This is a genomic window from Sediminicola luteus (assembly GCF_040566555.1).
Taxonomy (GTDB): domain Bacteria; phylum Bacteroidota; class Bacteroidia; order Flavobacteriales; family Flavobacteriaceae; genus Sediminicola.
In genome coordinates, this window is the sequence record NZ_JBEWYP010000008.1 from 19,082 (window position 1) to 32,331 (window position 13,250).

The 13,250-nt window shown below is 38.9% G+C and carries 13 protein-coding genes; 4 read left to right on the plus strand and 9 right to left on the minus strand.

Annotated elements, in window-relative coordinates:
• Positions 1 to 29: 29 nt before the first annotated feature.
• From ABXZ32_RS12855 to mnmE, 4 genes are all read right to left on the minus strand, one after another.
• Positions 30 to 2,228 (minus strand): xanthine dehydrogenase family protein molybdopterin-binding subunit, encoded by a 2,199-nt coding sequence (locus ABXZ32_RS12855; protein WP_354619085.1) that lies wholly within the window; start codon positions 2,226 to 2,228, stop codon positions 30 to 32.
• Positions 2,229 to 2,259: 31 nt separating this feature from the next.
• Entirely contained in the window at positions 2,260 to 2,724 is a 465-nt protein-coding gene (locus ABXZ32_RS12860; RefSeq protein ID WP_354619086.1) for a (2Fe-2S)-binding protein, read from the minus strand.
• A 606-nt stretch (positions 2,725 to 3,330) separates the two neighbouring features.
• Positions 3,331 to 3,462, minus strand: a complete 132-nt coding sequence (locus ABXZ32_RS12865) for a hypothetical protein (RefSeq protein WP_354619087.1) — start codon at positions 3,460 to 3,462, stop codon at positions 3,331 to 3,333.
• Positions 3,463 to 3,843: 381 nt separating this feature from the next.
• Positions 3,844 to 5,241, minus strand: a complete 1,398-nt coding sequence (gene mnmE / locus ABXZ32_RS12870; protein ID WP_354619088.1) for a tRNA uridine-5-carboxymethylaminomethyl(34) synthesis GTPase MnmE — start codon at positions 5,239 to 5,241, stop codon at positions 3,844 to 3,846.
• A 164-nt stretch (positions 5,242 to 5,405) separates the two neighbouring features.
• Between mnmE and ABXZ32_RS12875 the strand changes: the two genes are divergently transcribed.
• Positions 5,406 to 5,876 carry a hypothetical protein gene (locus ABXZ32_RS12875; protein ID WP_354619089.1) on the plus strand — a complete coding sequence of 157 codons (471 nt, stop codon included), beginning with the start codon at positions 5,406 to 5,408 and terminating at the stop codon, positions 5,874 to 5,876.
• A gap of 93 nt (positions 5,877 to 5,969) precedes the next feature.
• Positions 5,970 to 6,308: a DUF4870 domain-containing protein gene (locus tag ABXZ32_RS12880; RefSeq protein WP_062053559.1), complete on the plus strand. Its 339-nt coding sequence runs from the start codon at positions 5,970 to 5,972 to the stop codon at positions 6,306 to 6,308.
• A 66-nt stretch (positions 6,309 to 6,374) separates the two neighbouring features.
• Here the strand turns inward: ABXZ32_RS12880 and dnaN are convergent, their stop codons facing one another.
• The 5 genes from dnaN to ABXZ32_RS12905 form a co-directional block, all read right to left on the minus strand.
• Positions 6,375 to 7,493, minus strand: a complete 1,119-nt coding sequence (dnaN, locus tag ABXZ32_RS12885) for a DNA polymerase III subunit beta (protein WP_354619090.1) — start codon at positions 7,491 to 7,493, stop codon at positions 6,375 to 6,377.
• A gap of 162 nt (positions 7,494 to 7,655) precedes the next feature.
• Entirely contained in the window at positions 7,656 to 9,320 is a 1,665-nt protein-coding gene (gene gldG / locus ABXZ32_RS12890) for a gliding motility-associated ABC transporter substrate-binding protein GldG (protein WP_354619091.1), read from the minus strand.
• The gene (gene gldF / locus ABXZ32_RS12895) at positions 9,320 to 10,051 is read right to left on the minus strand and encodes a gliding motility-associated ABC transporter permease subunit GldF (protein WP_354619092.1); all 732 of its coding nucleotides are present in this window, start codon (positions 10,049 to 10,051) and stop codon (positions 9,320 to 9,322) included. The genes gldG and gldF overlap by 1 nt, the downstream gene beginning before the upstream one ends.
• 10 nt (positions 10,052 to 10,061) lie before the next feature.
• Entirely contained in the window at positions 10,062 to 10,358 is a 297-nt protein-coding gene (locus tag ABXZ32_RS12900) for a putative quinol monooxygenase (protein WP_354619093.1), read from the minus strand.
• A complete protein-coding gene (locus tag ABXZ32_RS12905) occupies positions 10,359 to 11,189 on the minus strand; it encodes an SAM hydrolase/SAM-dependent halogenase family protein (RefSeq protein ID WP_354619094.1) in 831 nt (276 codons plus the stop codon).
• A 127-nt stretch (positions 11,190 to 11,316) separates the two neighbouring features.
• Between ABXZ32_RS12905 and ABXZ32_RS12910 the strand changes: the two genes are divergently transcribed.
• Together ABXZ32_RS12910 and ABXZ32_RS12915 are read left to right on the plus strand one after the other, a co-directional pair.
• Positions 11,317 to 12,270: a PhoH family protein gene (locus tag ABXZ32_RS12910; RefSeq protein ID WP_354619095.1), complete on the plus strand. Its 954-nt coding sequence runs from the start codon at positions 11,317 to 11,319 to the stop codon at positions 12,268 to 12,270.
• A 6-nt stretch (positions 12,271 to 12,276) separates the two neighbouring features.
• A complete protein-coding gene (locus tag ABXZ32_RS12915) occupies positions 12,277 to 13,227 on the plus strand; it encodes a phosphoribosylaminoimidazolesuccinocarboxamide synthase (protein WP_354619096.1) in 951 nt (316 codons plus the stop codon).
• Positions 13,228 to 13,250 lie beyond the last annotated feature (23 nt).

Sequence of the window (13,250 nt, forward strand, 5' to 3'; positions counted from 1 at the left end):
CAAAATAAAATTTACCAAGTCCATACATCTTATCCCACTACCTGTTTTTCTGTCATAAAAGGCTGATGGTAATGACGCTGTCCTGTGACCTTGTAAAGGGCATTTGCCAATGCTCCAATTGCTGGAGGAAGTCCAGGCTCTCCTAATCCAGTAGGATCTATTTGGTTTTCAACAAAGAATACTTCAATTTCCTTGGGGGCTTGGGAGTGACGAATCAGTTGATACTTGTCAAAATTCATTTGATTGGGAGCTCCGTTTTCAAAGGTCAGTTGGCTGTACATAGAATGTCCTATGCCATCAATAACACCGCCTTGAATCATGTTTTTTGCAGCATCCCTGTTTACTACAATACCACAATCAACGGCACACCATACCTTTTGAACAGTCGGTTGCCCGTCATTCACTACCATATCAAAAACTTCAGCAACATAAGTAGAGTGACAGAAATAAGCGGCTACCCCTCTATAAATTTCAGGTTTTGTTTCTCCCCAATTGGCTTTCTCTTTCACCAGTTTCAATACTCCGGCATATCGTTCTGCATCATATTCATATTCTTCGCCTACGGGGTCTTTAATTGCCCGTTCAAATAATTCTAAACGGAAATCTATAGGATCTTTGCCTGCAGCTTCGGCTACTTCATCAAGAAATGATTGCTCGGCACCTGCTGTAAAATTAGATCTAGGTGCGCGCCATGCCCCAGTAGTGACATTCGTTTCAGCATTAATTTTTTCAGCCGAATAATTATCAACGGCACCTGCAGGAAAACGATTCGGAAATATTGGACCATCTGGTAAGCCTGCGCCTTTAACAGAAAAAGCGATCAAATTATTGTTTTCATCAAGACCTGCTTTGTATACAGATCTATACGTAGGGCGATAGGTACCCTGAGTCATATCATCCTCTCGGGAATATATTAACTTCACCGGACCACCTATTTTTTTAGAAATAGCAGCGGCTTCAACACCAAAGTGTACATAAAGCCTTCTTCCAAATCCTCCTCCAATACGGGTCATGTTTACCGTAATATTCTCAAGGGGCAGGTTTAATAATTTGGCAACCGAGCCTTCTAGGGCTTCAGGAGTTTGCGTAGGACCAATAAGTTCTGCAGCATCTTCAGTGACATTGGCGAAGAAGTTCATGGGCTCTAAAGTGTTATGAGCAATAAAAGGCGCACTGTAGGTCCTTTCTATTACTTTGGCCGCTCTTTTAAAGGCCGCTTCAGGATTGCCATCTTTTCTACTCTCCACTACCTCTCCTGAAACAAGTGCTTTTTCCAATCGTTTCAAGTGTGTGTCGGAACTTTCTAATTCGCCACTGGTTTCCCAATTAGCTTTAAGTGCTTTTTTGGCTTGCATCAACTGCCAGGTAGATTTTCCAACAATGGCAATCAAGTGTTTAAAACCTTGTTCATCAAAACCACCTGGTTCGGCAATAGTGGTATCTATAATAAAGGCATCAGTTACCCCGGGCATACTTTTTATTTCTGCCTCATTAAAATCTTTAACTTTCATACCAAATGCGGGTGGGTGTTGGATCATGGCAAGTTGCATGCCTTCCCTGTGGAAATCTAATCCAAAAAGGGGCTCACCGGTTACAATTTTCTTCCCGTCCACATTCTTGACACTTGTCCCTATCAGTTTGAAATCATTTACTGCCTTAAGTTCAACTTCTTCTGGAATTTCAATGCCCACGGCTTTTGAGGCAATTTCCCCATAGGAAATGGAGCGTTCGCCATTGGCTTCTTTTATCATTCCTTCACTGGCTGTCAGATCCGCGACTTCTAAGCCCCACTCCTTCGCCGCAGCTTCCATCAACATTCTTCTTCCTGTGGCACCAGCCATTCGTAGAGCATTCCAGCTCAATCGGATGGAAAGACTTCCACCAGCGAATTGATTTTGATACCATCCTGTATTAAGAGGTGCTTGTTCAACAACCACATTTTCCCAAGGGACATCCAGTTCTTCGGCTACAATCATGGGCATCGAAGTCCTAATATTTTGACCTATCTCCGGATTTGGAGAATATATGGTGACCATTCCGGTTTCACCTATTTTGATATAACCATTTATTTCAAACCATTCTTTTGGAACCGCGACACCTTCTGCCAATTCGGGAGTATTAGGCTTACATCCGTTGAGCCAGCTAAATCCTATGAGCATACCCCCACCGGCAGCAGCGGATACCTTAATAAATGAACGACGATTATATTGTGTTTTAATGTGAGTCATGATTTTTTCTTTTTAGGTGTACCTGGAATGTTTAAGCGTTTTCAGAACTGGCGGCAGTTTTGATGGCCTTTTTGATACGTAAGTACGTACCACAGCGACAAATATTTCCGTTCATGGCAACCTCAATTTCTTTATCGGTGGGATTAGGATTCTTTTTCAGAAATGCACTGGCGTTCATGATCTGGCCAGCTTGACAATAGCCACATTGATATACATCTTCTTCCACCCATGCTTTTTGTACAGGATGGTCCCCGTTTTCGGAAAGTCCTTCTATGGTAGTAATTTGCTGTTCGCCTACTGCCGACACGGGCAATTGACAGGATCGTACGGCAGTATCACCAAGGTGTATGGTACAGGCACCACATTGTGCAATGCCACAACCGTATTTGGTGCCGACCAAATTAAAATGGTCACGCAATACCCAGAGCATCGGCGTGGTAGGATCTATATCAATTTGCTCCGTTTTTCCGTTGATTTTTAGACTGTAATTGGCCATAGTGAAGGTGTAAGTGAATGAATGTGTTGAATTTACAAAATTATCAGCTTTGTAATATGACTTTTTTAAAATTATTTGCCGATACGGGATTAAGAATATTAATTAATATTGCGCATGAGTAGATTTGATGTATTAACTCAATATACCAATTCCAAATCTATGAATATAATTAAACTCAGAGAATTAACCTTTTATGATTGCCTTATAAGAGGTGGGATTTTAAAAAGAGAATATCATTTTATGAGTAACCTATTCAACGACAACTATAATAGTTTGGATTATTCAATTTTCTATAAAAATTGGAGGGTTTAACACAAGTAGACTTCCTACCCAAATTAATTAACTCCCAACAACCCTCATTTAATGTCATAATAAATTTTTAATAAACTACATATCAACACTGTATAATCATATAAATGGTCTGTGGTAACATTTAGGTTTACGGTTTGGAATTAAAAAGGTTAGACCTTACAAACCAATTGAGTAATGATTAATTGATTGCGATTCTATAATAAATTTTTGATAAGAAATAGGGGTGGATTTGATTACCCCTGCCAGACACGATATACACTTGTAACCATAGGTTAGCCACATAAGATAAGAGTTCTAGTTGAATACGTATCCCAAAAGCCAGTATAGAATTAGAAATACCACGACAACCCCAATACATCCACATTTTCCTCCTCCGATCTTTTTGGCTCCCCAGCCGGCCAAGAGTGCCCTAATAATTTTTTGCATAGCATTTTATCTTTTTTAATAATGTGATGGAGATAATGTAATAGTACTATAAAAGTAGAAACAATTAATTTTTGAAATTATCGATATCGATAAATAAATTGATTCTGACCCAAATAGAAATATTCATTTTTTTTGGATTTTGCTAATCTTATATTTTTTCACACGTTAGCTTAAGTAGGTGAAAATTTTAATAGGATGAGGTATCTAACTTCTAAAAAGGGACTTGCTGGTTTAAAATTCCCTACTTTCTAATTAGTTTGCTTAGGAAGGCAAAATTAAGAAAGGCTGCCGCCATAAAATTTAGTTTGATATAGGATTAATATTTGCCATATCCATGTTACTCGTAAATGTTGAGCAACAGTATGTCCCGGAGATTCTTTATCACTTTCCGATACAAAAATTGGCAAAAATATTACCCAGTAAATCGTCAGAAGTAATCTCACCAGTGATTTCACCAAAATGGTAGAGGGCTTGGCGGATATCTATGGCCATAAGGTCTCCGGAAATACCCATATCGATCCCTTCCTTCACCCTTTCTATGTCTTCTAGAGCTTTTAAAAGGGAATTGTAGTGTCTTGTATTGGTCACAATGGTCTCATTGTTTTTTAAAGCCCCTGTATTCACGAAATTGAGTAGCTCCGTGGTAAGTCTTTCTATCCCTTCCCCGGTCTTGGCAGAAAGGAATAGGGCAGAAGGTAATTCCGCGGCAATCTTGGATTGCTGTGCATCGGATATTTGATCTGCTTTATTGATGATGAAAAGCAGTGGTTTTTGTGGATGTTTATTGCGAATCTTTTCCAGTTCAGTCTTGATTAAAGCTAATCGATTTTCATCGCTAATTACTTGTATCCCATCTACCAAATAAATGACTACTTGCGCCTGTTCAATTTTTTCAAAGGTCTTTTTTATACCTATACTCTCTACAATATCTACAGTTTCGCGTATACCGGCCGTATCGATAAATCGAAAACCGATGCCTCCAATAGAAATTTCATCTTCAATGGTATCCCTGGTGGTTCCGGCTATCTCACTGACAATGGCCCTCTCTTCGTTCAATAAAGCGTTCAATAAGGTTGACTTGCCCACGTTGGGTTCCCCTACAATGGCGACTGGAATTCCATTTTTTATGACATTCCCAACGGCAAAACTATCGATAAGCCTTTTGAGCACTTCTCGGATGCGGTCCACCAATGCTGTAAACTGATTCCTATCTGCAAATTCTACGTCTTCCTCAGCAAAATCGAGTTCCAGTTCAATCAATGAAGCAAAGTTGAGCAGCTCGTCCCTCAGTCGTTTTATTTCGTTGCTAAAACCTCCACGCATTTGTTGCATGGCTATTTGATGGCTTGCCTCATTGTCTGAAGCAATAAGATCGGCAACCGCTTCGGCCTGACTCAAATCCAATTTTCCGTTCAGAAAAGCACGAAGGGTAAATTCCCCTGCATTTGCAGTCCTACATCCATTTCTAAGGAATAATTGAATTATTTGTTGCTGTATATAGGGTGATCCATGGCAAGAAATCTCAATAACATGTTCTCCCGTATAGGAATTGGGACCTTTGAAGATGGTCACCAACACTTCATCTATGGTACGTTCCCCATCCATAATATGACCCAAATGGACAGTATGGCTTTTTTGCGTGGCCAGATCCTTACCCCTTATTGATCGGAACAAAGGAGCGGAAATAGCAATTGCATCCTTGCCGGATACGCGGATAACCGCTATGGCTCCTGCACCGGAGGCTGTTGCTAATGCTATTATGGTATCATTTGGAATCATATCCCTTGCTTTTTGGCAAAAATACGGAAAATAGGGAGTATAAGAGGCTTCTTGGTGAGATTGTCTGCCTACATTTCGCCATCGAATATTCCCTTTATTTTCTTATTTGTAATGGGTAATATTTCGTATCTTAAGTATAGTCTAACTTTTTACTATTAACCGTTATGAAACGATTTTTATTTGTACTAGTAGTCCTTTGTATTGCATCTTTTGGCAATGTGTATGGACAAGAAACGAAAACACCATTGGACAGTGTTGCCAAAATGGAACAAGAGGCCAAGGAGCTCGAAGCAGTGAAAAAGAAAGTGGAAAAAGCCGAAAGGGAAGAGGTGAAGGCAAAAAAGGCAAGGGAAAAAGCCGAAAAGGAGAAAAAGAAGGCTGAAAAAGAGAAAAAGAAAGCTGAAAAGGAAAGGAAGGAACTAAAAAAGCTAGAAAGTGATATTGCTTCTCAGGAAAAATCAATTTCCAATGATGAAAAGAAGATCATAAAATTGGAAGAGAAATTATTCAAAGGGGAGAGGAAAGGAGATTTGTCTCCCAATGAAATAAAAAAGATAAAAGATAAAATTCAAAAGTTAAAACTGGATATTGAAAAGGATAAGGAGAAACTAAGAAAGCTTCGAAAAAAGCTGTAAAGGTGGGCCTTTGAAGCAGATTAATGCATCTCCTTGTAACATTTGTTATTGAAGTGCGTCCAATAAGCACATCAATCATAAAATAATCAAATCATGCAAGCAGAAAACAGACAACTTTTAGTGATCACCCATTTGACCCAATTATTGGATTTGGTCACAGGATGTGGGGGTTTTATTGTTCCCTTGGTTTTATGGCTTACCCAAAAAGATAAGGTCATGAATATGGATGAACATGGAAAGGCAATAATCAATTTTCAAATAAGCCTCTTTATTTATATCCTCATCAGTATCCCTTTGATATTGCTTTTCGGGCTCGGGCTATTAGGCTTTTTAGCAGTAGGGATCATAGGGTTCGTTTTCCCGATTATCAATGCGGTGAGGGCAAATAATGGAGAGACACCTTATTATCCTTTAAGTTTTAAATTCGTTTAGCCTTATCTACAAATAAAAAAAGCCACATAAAAAAATGTGGCTTTTTTAATTCTATAAATTTAGGAACTAGCTATTAAGCATAACCGGCATTACCAACATGGTAACATGCTCACCCTCATCCAGTCCATCTACAGGCGTTAAGATTCCTGCACGATTTGGAAGGCTCATTTCAAGGGAAACATCATCAGATGTTAGATTGTTGAGCATTTCTACCAGAAAACGGGAATTGAAACCTATTTGCATATCATCGCCGGCATAAGAACAAGTCAAACGCTCTTCAGCTTTGTTACTGTAGTCTATGTCTTCTGCAGATATATTTAATTCGGCACCAGCAATCTTTAAACGTATTTGGTGCGTTGTCTTGTTAGAGAATATGGAAACCCTTCTTACAGAGCTCAAAAACTGATTTCTTGAAATACTTAATTTGTTGGGATTTTCCTTCGGGATCACTGCATCATAGTTGGGATACTTACCATCTATCAACCTACAGATAAGCTCCGTTTGGTCAAAGGAAAATTTAGCATTACTATCATTGTATTCAATAGTAACATCTGTCTCGCTTCCGGCCAATATTCCCTTCAAAAGGGTCAATGGTTTTTTAGGCATAATAAATTCCGCCACTTGGGAAGCTGTAACATCTGCACGTTGGTACTTTACCAATTTATGGGCATCTGTAGCAACGAAAGTTAGATTTTCTGGAGAGAATTGAAAAAACACCCCGCTCATTACAGGACGAAGGTCATCATTTCCAGCTGCAAAGATGGTTTTATTGATGGCCGTAGCCAAAATGTCACCAATGATGGTAGTTGAACTAGGATTGGAAAGTTCCACCGCTTTTGGGAATTCTGCTCCATCGGCATAGGCCAAGGCATATTTTCCGTGATTGGAACTTATCTCTACCGTATTGTTATCTTCAACAACAAAGGTCAAAGGCTGTTCTGGAAAAGTTTTCAGGGTTTCCAACAATAGCTTTGCAGGAACCGCAATCGTTCCGACACTATCAGAGTCTACGTTCAAAACAGAGCTCATGGTAGTTTCCAAATCGGAGGCAGAAACGGTTAGTTTGTTTTGATCAAGATCGAACAAAAAATTATCCAATATGGGAAGTGTATTGCTATTATTGATAACCCCTCCCAAAACCTGTAATTGTTTTAGTAAATAAGTACTGGATACTATAAATTTCATTAGTTATATTATTTTAATGTCGAAACTCCATCTTGATAAGACGCCCCCGAAAATATACATTTTTGGGCAAAATACAGTTACCAATCCAGAATTTTGGGTTTAAAAATACTTTAAACAAAGGTATTTTAATTGCGCCTTTAAAGAAAACAAACTTATTAACACTTAAGTGCCGTATTTTTTCCTTCTGTAGGCGTTGAAAAGCCATCCAAAAAGTAAGATCAAAGCTACGGGAAGCCCAATGTTTATATATTGCCACTTGCTTTTCTCCTCCACAATTTTTTTCTCGTCTAAAAAGGGGATTGTCACCTTTTTATTTCTAATGTTTATAAGTCCATTGTCATCTAAAAGGTAATTGATACTATTTACCAAGAATTCTTTATTTCCAAAATAGTTGTTTGTCCATTTGTCATAACCCAATTCCAACGGTCTTCCATTTCTAACTTGGTTTTTGATTAGATCTCCGTCGGCAATGACAAGCATTTTGTTTGCCTCTCCTTTTTCCATGGTCCCTTTCAACGCTACGGGCTTCACTCTATTTAAAAAGGCCGATTTAAATTCACCTTCAATCAAAACTGCCAATGGCTGGTTTCCATTATTGTAACTTTCCTTTTTAGGAGGGGTATTTATGGTATTTAGATTTATTTCCCTTGGCGTGCCTTCGGTCTTAGATAAGGGCGAACTCCAATATAAAATGGTCTTTTTATAAGGGTTGGGCAAGGTGTCCATGCTATTGGCAAACTGGAATCTAACAGCCTCCAAATTATTGTTTATGGGGTGATTGTTCCTAGAAAAGACCATAGGGTTGTAGTACCAGGGAACAGGGTTGTATTCTGATTGATTGCCTTCTCCCGATGCGAGGACAATCTGGGTGAAATATAGGTCGTTGATCAATACCGGATTGATACGAACCCCATATTTGAAGAAAAAATCATTGAGGTTCAAATTTCGCTCCATTGCAAAAGCGCTACCATTCTCATTAAAAAGACTGTCCAGTTCAATGGCTACCTCATCGATCAACCAAATGGATTTACCGCCATTGACAATATATTGATCCAAAACATACTTTTCGGCATCGGTAAAGGCTTGGGTTGGTTTGGCAATAATGGCCAAATCAAATCCCTTTAATTGATCCAAAACCTTTTGGGGATTGCTGGCAACGGAATCCAAGGTGATGGCGCCAATGTTGTAGTAGTCCCGTATCGTCGTAAGGTAATCTGCAATATAAATATCCTCCAATTCCCCATTTCCTTTGATTATGGCTACTCTTTTCTTTTCCTTTATATTGAGTTTTACAAAGGCATCGGCAAAAGCGTATTCTAAATGCTGAACGGAATTGTTTACGCGTTCTTCCGTAGTGGCACCCAATTTATTTTTTAAGAGCGGAACTTTTATTGTGGTATTGTTATAGTTGACCATGGCCCATGGAAATACTATTTCCTGGGACACTTTGCCGTTTTCCTCTATGGTTACGTTTGCAGGGGTTAGCCCTAATTTTCTAAGTTCTGCAATAATGTTTTCCGATTCTTCCGCTTCTTCTAGAGGGTTGACAAAGTTGAATTTTATGTTCTTGTTTTCAGAGGCAAACTCTTCTAGAAGTTGTTGGGTCTCTCCTTTGAGTTTAATGAATTCTGGGGGTAGGTTACCGTCTAAAAGCACATCAATGATAACGGGATTTTCAAAATCCTGCACGGAAGAGATAGCTGGTTGGGATAACGTATACCTTTTGTCCTCGGTAAGGTCAAAACGGGTATAAATATAATGGCCTATTACATTGATGACCACCAATGCTAGAATTGCCTTGCCAATAGATAAAAAAGATTTTTGCATTATCTATTTCGGTTTTTTAGTTGCACCACCGTTAGGTAGAGGAAAAAAAGGCAGATACTTAAGAAATAAATAAAATCCCTAGTATCCAGTACGCCTTTGGAAATATTGGTAAAATGTGCCTTCATCCCTAAATTCTGGATGAACAAGGATAGTTCTCCATCCGATATCACAGTGGCAATACCTTCAAATCCATAAAAAAGGAAAAAGCAAAGAACAATACCCAAGATAAAAGCAACGATTTGATTTTCGGTCAGTGTTGACGTAAATAGACCAATGGAGATATAACTAGCTAATAAAAAGAGTAGGCCAAAATAGGAGCCAACAACAATGCCCATGTCCAAGTTGCCAACAGTTGTACCCAATTGAGAAACACAGTATACATATAGGAATGTCGGAATAACGGCGATGATGGCCAGCGTAAGGGTACCCAAGAATTTACCGATGACTGTATGTGAAAGGGGAATGGGTTTAATAAACAGCAGTTCCAAAGTGCCCAATTTAATCTCTTCTGAAAAACTTCTCATGGTTATCGCGGGGATCAGAAAAAGAAACACCCATGGGGCAAGAAGAAAAAATTTATCCAAATCGGCAAACCCATAATCCAGGATATTGAAAGGCCCTTTGAAGACCCATAGGAAAAGGCCCGTTAAAACCAAAAAAAGCCCTATGACCAAATAGCCAATTGGCGACGTAAAAAATGCTTGTACTTCCCTTTTATATATGGCTAACATACCCTTGTAATCAGTTTAATGTAACTTTCTTATCCACACTCCAAGCCTCAGCTCTTTCAGCAAACAATGCTTTTGTCTGTCCCCAAATATTTTTGAATAGCTCTGAATTCCTATAATTGTCCAAATTTTCTTCCGTTTGCCAATAGCTATAGGTGAAAAAGATGTTAGGGTGATCTTTATCCTGCAATAACTCTAAAAAGGTACACCCTTCAACGTTTCTAATCAATTTTTTTGAATCTTCAAAAATTTGCTCAAAACTAGCAATATTTTCTTTTTTAAAGGTCAATTTTACTATTCGTACGAACATTTAAATAAAGTTTATGGTAATGGTATCCCTATAGTCAAGTCCCAGTAGGGTAGAAGCGCCTCCAACGGTATTGAGGTCACTCTTGTAGATGGCTAATTCTATATATTCTGAGGAATTAAATAGGGCCAGAAGATCTCCGGGGCCTTTTCTTTGATTTTTGTCCAAATCAAAATTTATGATATCACTAAATTTTTTGTGAATTACGGTCAGCTTTTTGTTTCTGGCCTTCAATTCAAATTTTCGACCATTGCGGTAGGCTTCAAATAGGCTTTTTTGAATGTTGGAAACTACGTTGCCATAATTATCAATATATATCACATGCCCAGTGATAGTTTTGAGATTATCCGATACAATTGGTGTGAATTCTTTAAGATCCCGCAGTTGATCAAATGATTTACCAACAACCTCCAGGGTCCCTCCACGGGCTATATGGCATGCCACCTTAACAAAGACATCCATTACAGGAAATGAGGTCTGCCCAGTATCCGGCAAACTGATCTCAACAATTTTGTCTGGTAGTACTTCTGAAATGATCAAACCAAGTACTCCATTGTTGGCCACAATAAAATAATGACCGTCCACAAAGACCGCAATATGCTGATTTTCTGGGGTTTCTTCTGAATCGATACCAACAATATGTATGGTTCCTTTCGGAAAAGTTTTATAGGAATTTTTTAGAATATAGGCGCATTCCTGTATATTAAAGGGACTTATAGAATGCGAAATATCAACAATTCTGGCATCATCGAGTTCACTGTAGATAGTGCCCTTAATTGCTCCAATAAAATGATCTTTATGTCCAAAATCAGTTGTTAACGTAATGATTGCCATGTAGCACTGTTGATATGTTTTTAGGAATGCAAACTGATTTTTTACTTAAGTTTGTTAAACAAAATTACACAAAAAATTAGCCAACGGAAATTTTCTTTACGGTCATGAACTTTTAAATCCATATTCTTTGAACGAACTTATAATTGAACTTACGGAAATTAGTCCAAGAGAATTTTTTGGACAACAGAATGAAAACATTGATTTACTTAAGAAATACTTTCCCAAATTAAAGATTGTTGCTAGGGGCAGTAAGGTAAAAGTGTATGGGGATGAGGATCTCTTGGAGGAGTTCGATAGGCGGTTTGAGAAGATGACAGCGCATTTTGCGAAGTACAATAAGCTAGATGAGAACGTCATTGAAAGAATTCTTGCCAGCAACGGACAAGAAGATATGGAAACCTCCCAAATCAGTACCGATGTGTTATTGCACGGGGTTAGTGGCAGGCTGATCAAGGCACAGACATTAAACCAACAAAAATTGGTGGATTCGTCCAAACAAAACGATATGGTCTTCGCCGTAGGTCCTGCAGGAACCGGGAAGACATATACCGGGGTGGCCTTAGCCGTAAAAGCATTAAAGGAGAAGCAGGTAAAGCGAATCATTTTAACCAGGCCTGCTGTAGAGGCCGGAGAGAATTTAGGGTTTTTGCCTGGCGATTTAAAGGAGAAGTTAGATCCCTATATGCAGCCATTATATGATGCGTTGAGGGACATGATACCCCCAGAAAAACTGGCCCATTTTATAGAAAACGGCACTATTCAAATAGCGCCCTTGGCCTTTATGAGAGGAAGAACGTTGGACAATGCCTTCGTGATCTTGGATGAGGCCCAAAACACCACCCATGCGCAGATGAAGATGTTCTTGACCAGGATGGGTAAGAATGCCAAGTTCATCATCACAGGGGACCCAGGACAAATAGATTTGCCAAGGCGAATTATATCCGGATTAAAGGAAGCTCTCTTGGTGCTTAAAAATGTAGAAGGAATAGGAATCATATATCTGGACGACAAAGACGTGATCCGTCATCGTTTGGTCAAGAAGGTAATTGATGCGTATAAAGATATAGAGCATCAAAATTAAGATTAGATGAACAATACCATTACAAGCACAAATTTTAATTTTCCCGGACAAAAAAGTGTCTACAAGGGAAAAGTTAGGGAAGTATACCAGTTAGAAAACGATATTTTGGTGATGGTTGCCACGGATAGGCTCTCTGCCTTTGACGTGGTAATGCCCAAAGGGATTCCTTATAAAGGACAGATTCTAAATCAGATCGCCACCAAAATGATGGCGGATACGGCCGATATTGTACCTAATTGGCTTTTGGCAACCCCAGACCCCAACGTTGCCGTTGGCTATGCTTGCGAGCCCTTTAAGGTAGAAATGGTAATTCGAGGATATATGTCGGGCCATGCTGCAAGGGAATACAAATTGGGCAAGAGGATTTTATGTGGGGTTACAATGCCAGAAGGCATGAAGGAAAACGATAAGTTTCCGCACCCCATCATTACTCCGGCTACAAAAGCTGAAATGGGAGATCATGATGAGGATATTTCCAGAGAGGATATTTTAAAAAGGGGCATAGTCTCAGAAGAAGATTATGTCGTATTGGAAAAATACACCCGAGATCTTTTTCAAAGAGGCACCGAAATTGCCGCTAAAAGAGGTTTGATATTGGTAGACACCAAATATGAATTTGGCAAGACCAAAGATGGTAAAATTGTATTGATAGATGAGATCCATACCCCAGATTCCTCCCGTTATTTTTATGCAGATGGCTATGAGGAAAGACAAAATAGGATGGAGCCACAAAAGCAACTCTCTAAAGAGTTTGTGAGACAATGGTTGATCAGTGAGGGGTTCCAAGGATTGGAAGGACAAAAAGTTCCTGTAATGTCTGATGAATATATTACCACAGTGTCAGAAAGGTATATAGAACTCTATGAGAATATTACCGGTGAGAAGTTTGTTAAGGCAGATATATCGGATATCCAATCACGTATTGAAAAAAATGTTCTCGCTTATTTAAAGTCGTAGGCTGAATTTTATAAGATTTAAGC

Bases quoted from the DNA above. Each gene is read 5' to 3' on its own strand.
- mnmE (WP_354619088.1), bottom strand. From the start codon at position 5,241: ATGATTCCAAATGATACCATAATAGCATTAGCAACAGCCTCCGGTGCA.
- ABXZ32_RS12880 (WP_062053559.1), top strand. From the start codon at position 5,970: ATGCAAGCAGAAAACAGACAACTTTTAGTGATCACCCATTTGACCCAA.
- ABXZ32_RS12905 (WP_354619094.1), bottom strand. From the start codon at position 11,189: ATGGCAATCATTACGTTAACAACTGATTTTGGACATAAAGATCATTTT.
- ABXZ32_RS12860 (WP_354619086.1), bottom strand. From the start codon at position 2,724: ATGGCCAATTACAGTCTAAAAATCAACGGAAAAACGGAGCAAATTGAT.
- dnaN (WP_354619090.1), bottom strand. From the start codon at position 7,493: ATGAAATTTATAGTATCCAGTACTTATTTACTAAAACAATTACAGGTT.
- ABXZ32_RS12855 (WP_354619085.1), bottom strand. From the start codon at position 2,228: ATGACTCACATTAAAACACAATATAATCGTCGTTCATTTATTAAGGTA.
- ABXZ32_RS12900 (WP_354619093.1), bottom strand. From the start codon at position 10,358: ATGTTCGTACGAATAGTAAAATTGACCTTTAAAAAAGAAAATATTGCT.
- ABXZ32_RS12875 (WP_354619089.1), top strand. From the start codon at position 5,406: ATGAAACGATTTTTATTTGTACTAGTAGTCCTTTGTATTGCATCTTTT.
- gldF (WP_354619092.1), bottom strand. From the start codon at position 10,051: ATGTTAGCCATATATAAAAGGGAAGTACAAGCATTTTTTACGTCGCCA.
- gldG (WP_354619091.1), bottom strand. From the start codon at position 9,320: ATGCAAAAATCTTTTTTATCTATTGGCAAGGCAATTCTAGCATTGGTG.
- ABXZ32_RS12865 (WP_354619087.1), bottom strand. From the start codon at position 3,462: ATGCAAAAAATTATTAGGGCACTCTTGGCCGGCTGGGGAGCCAAAAAG.
- ABXZ32_RS12915 (WP_354619096.1), top strand. From the start codon at position 12,277: ATGAACAATACCATTACAAGCACAAATTTTAATTTTCCCGGACAAAAA.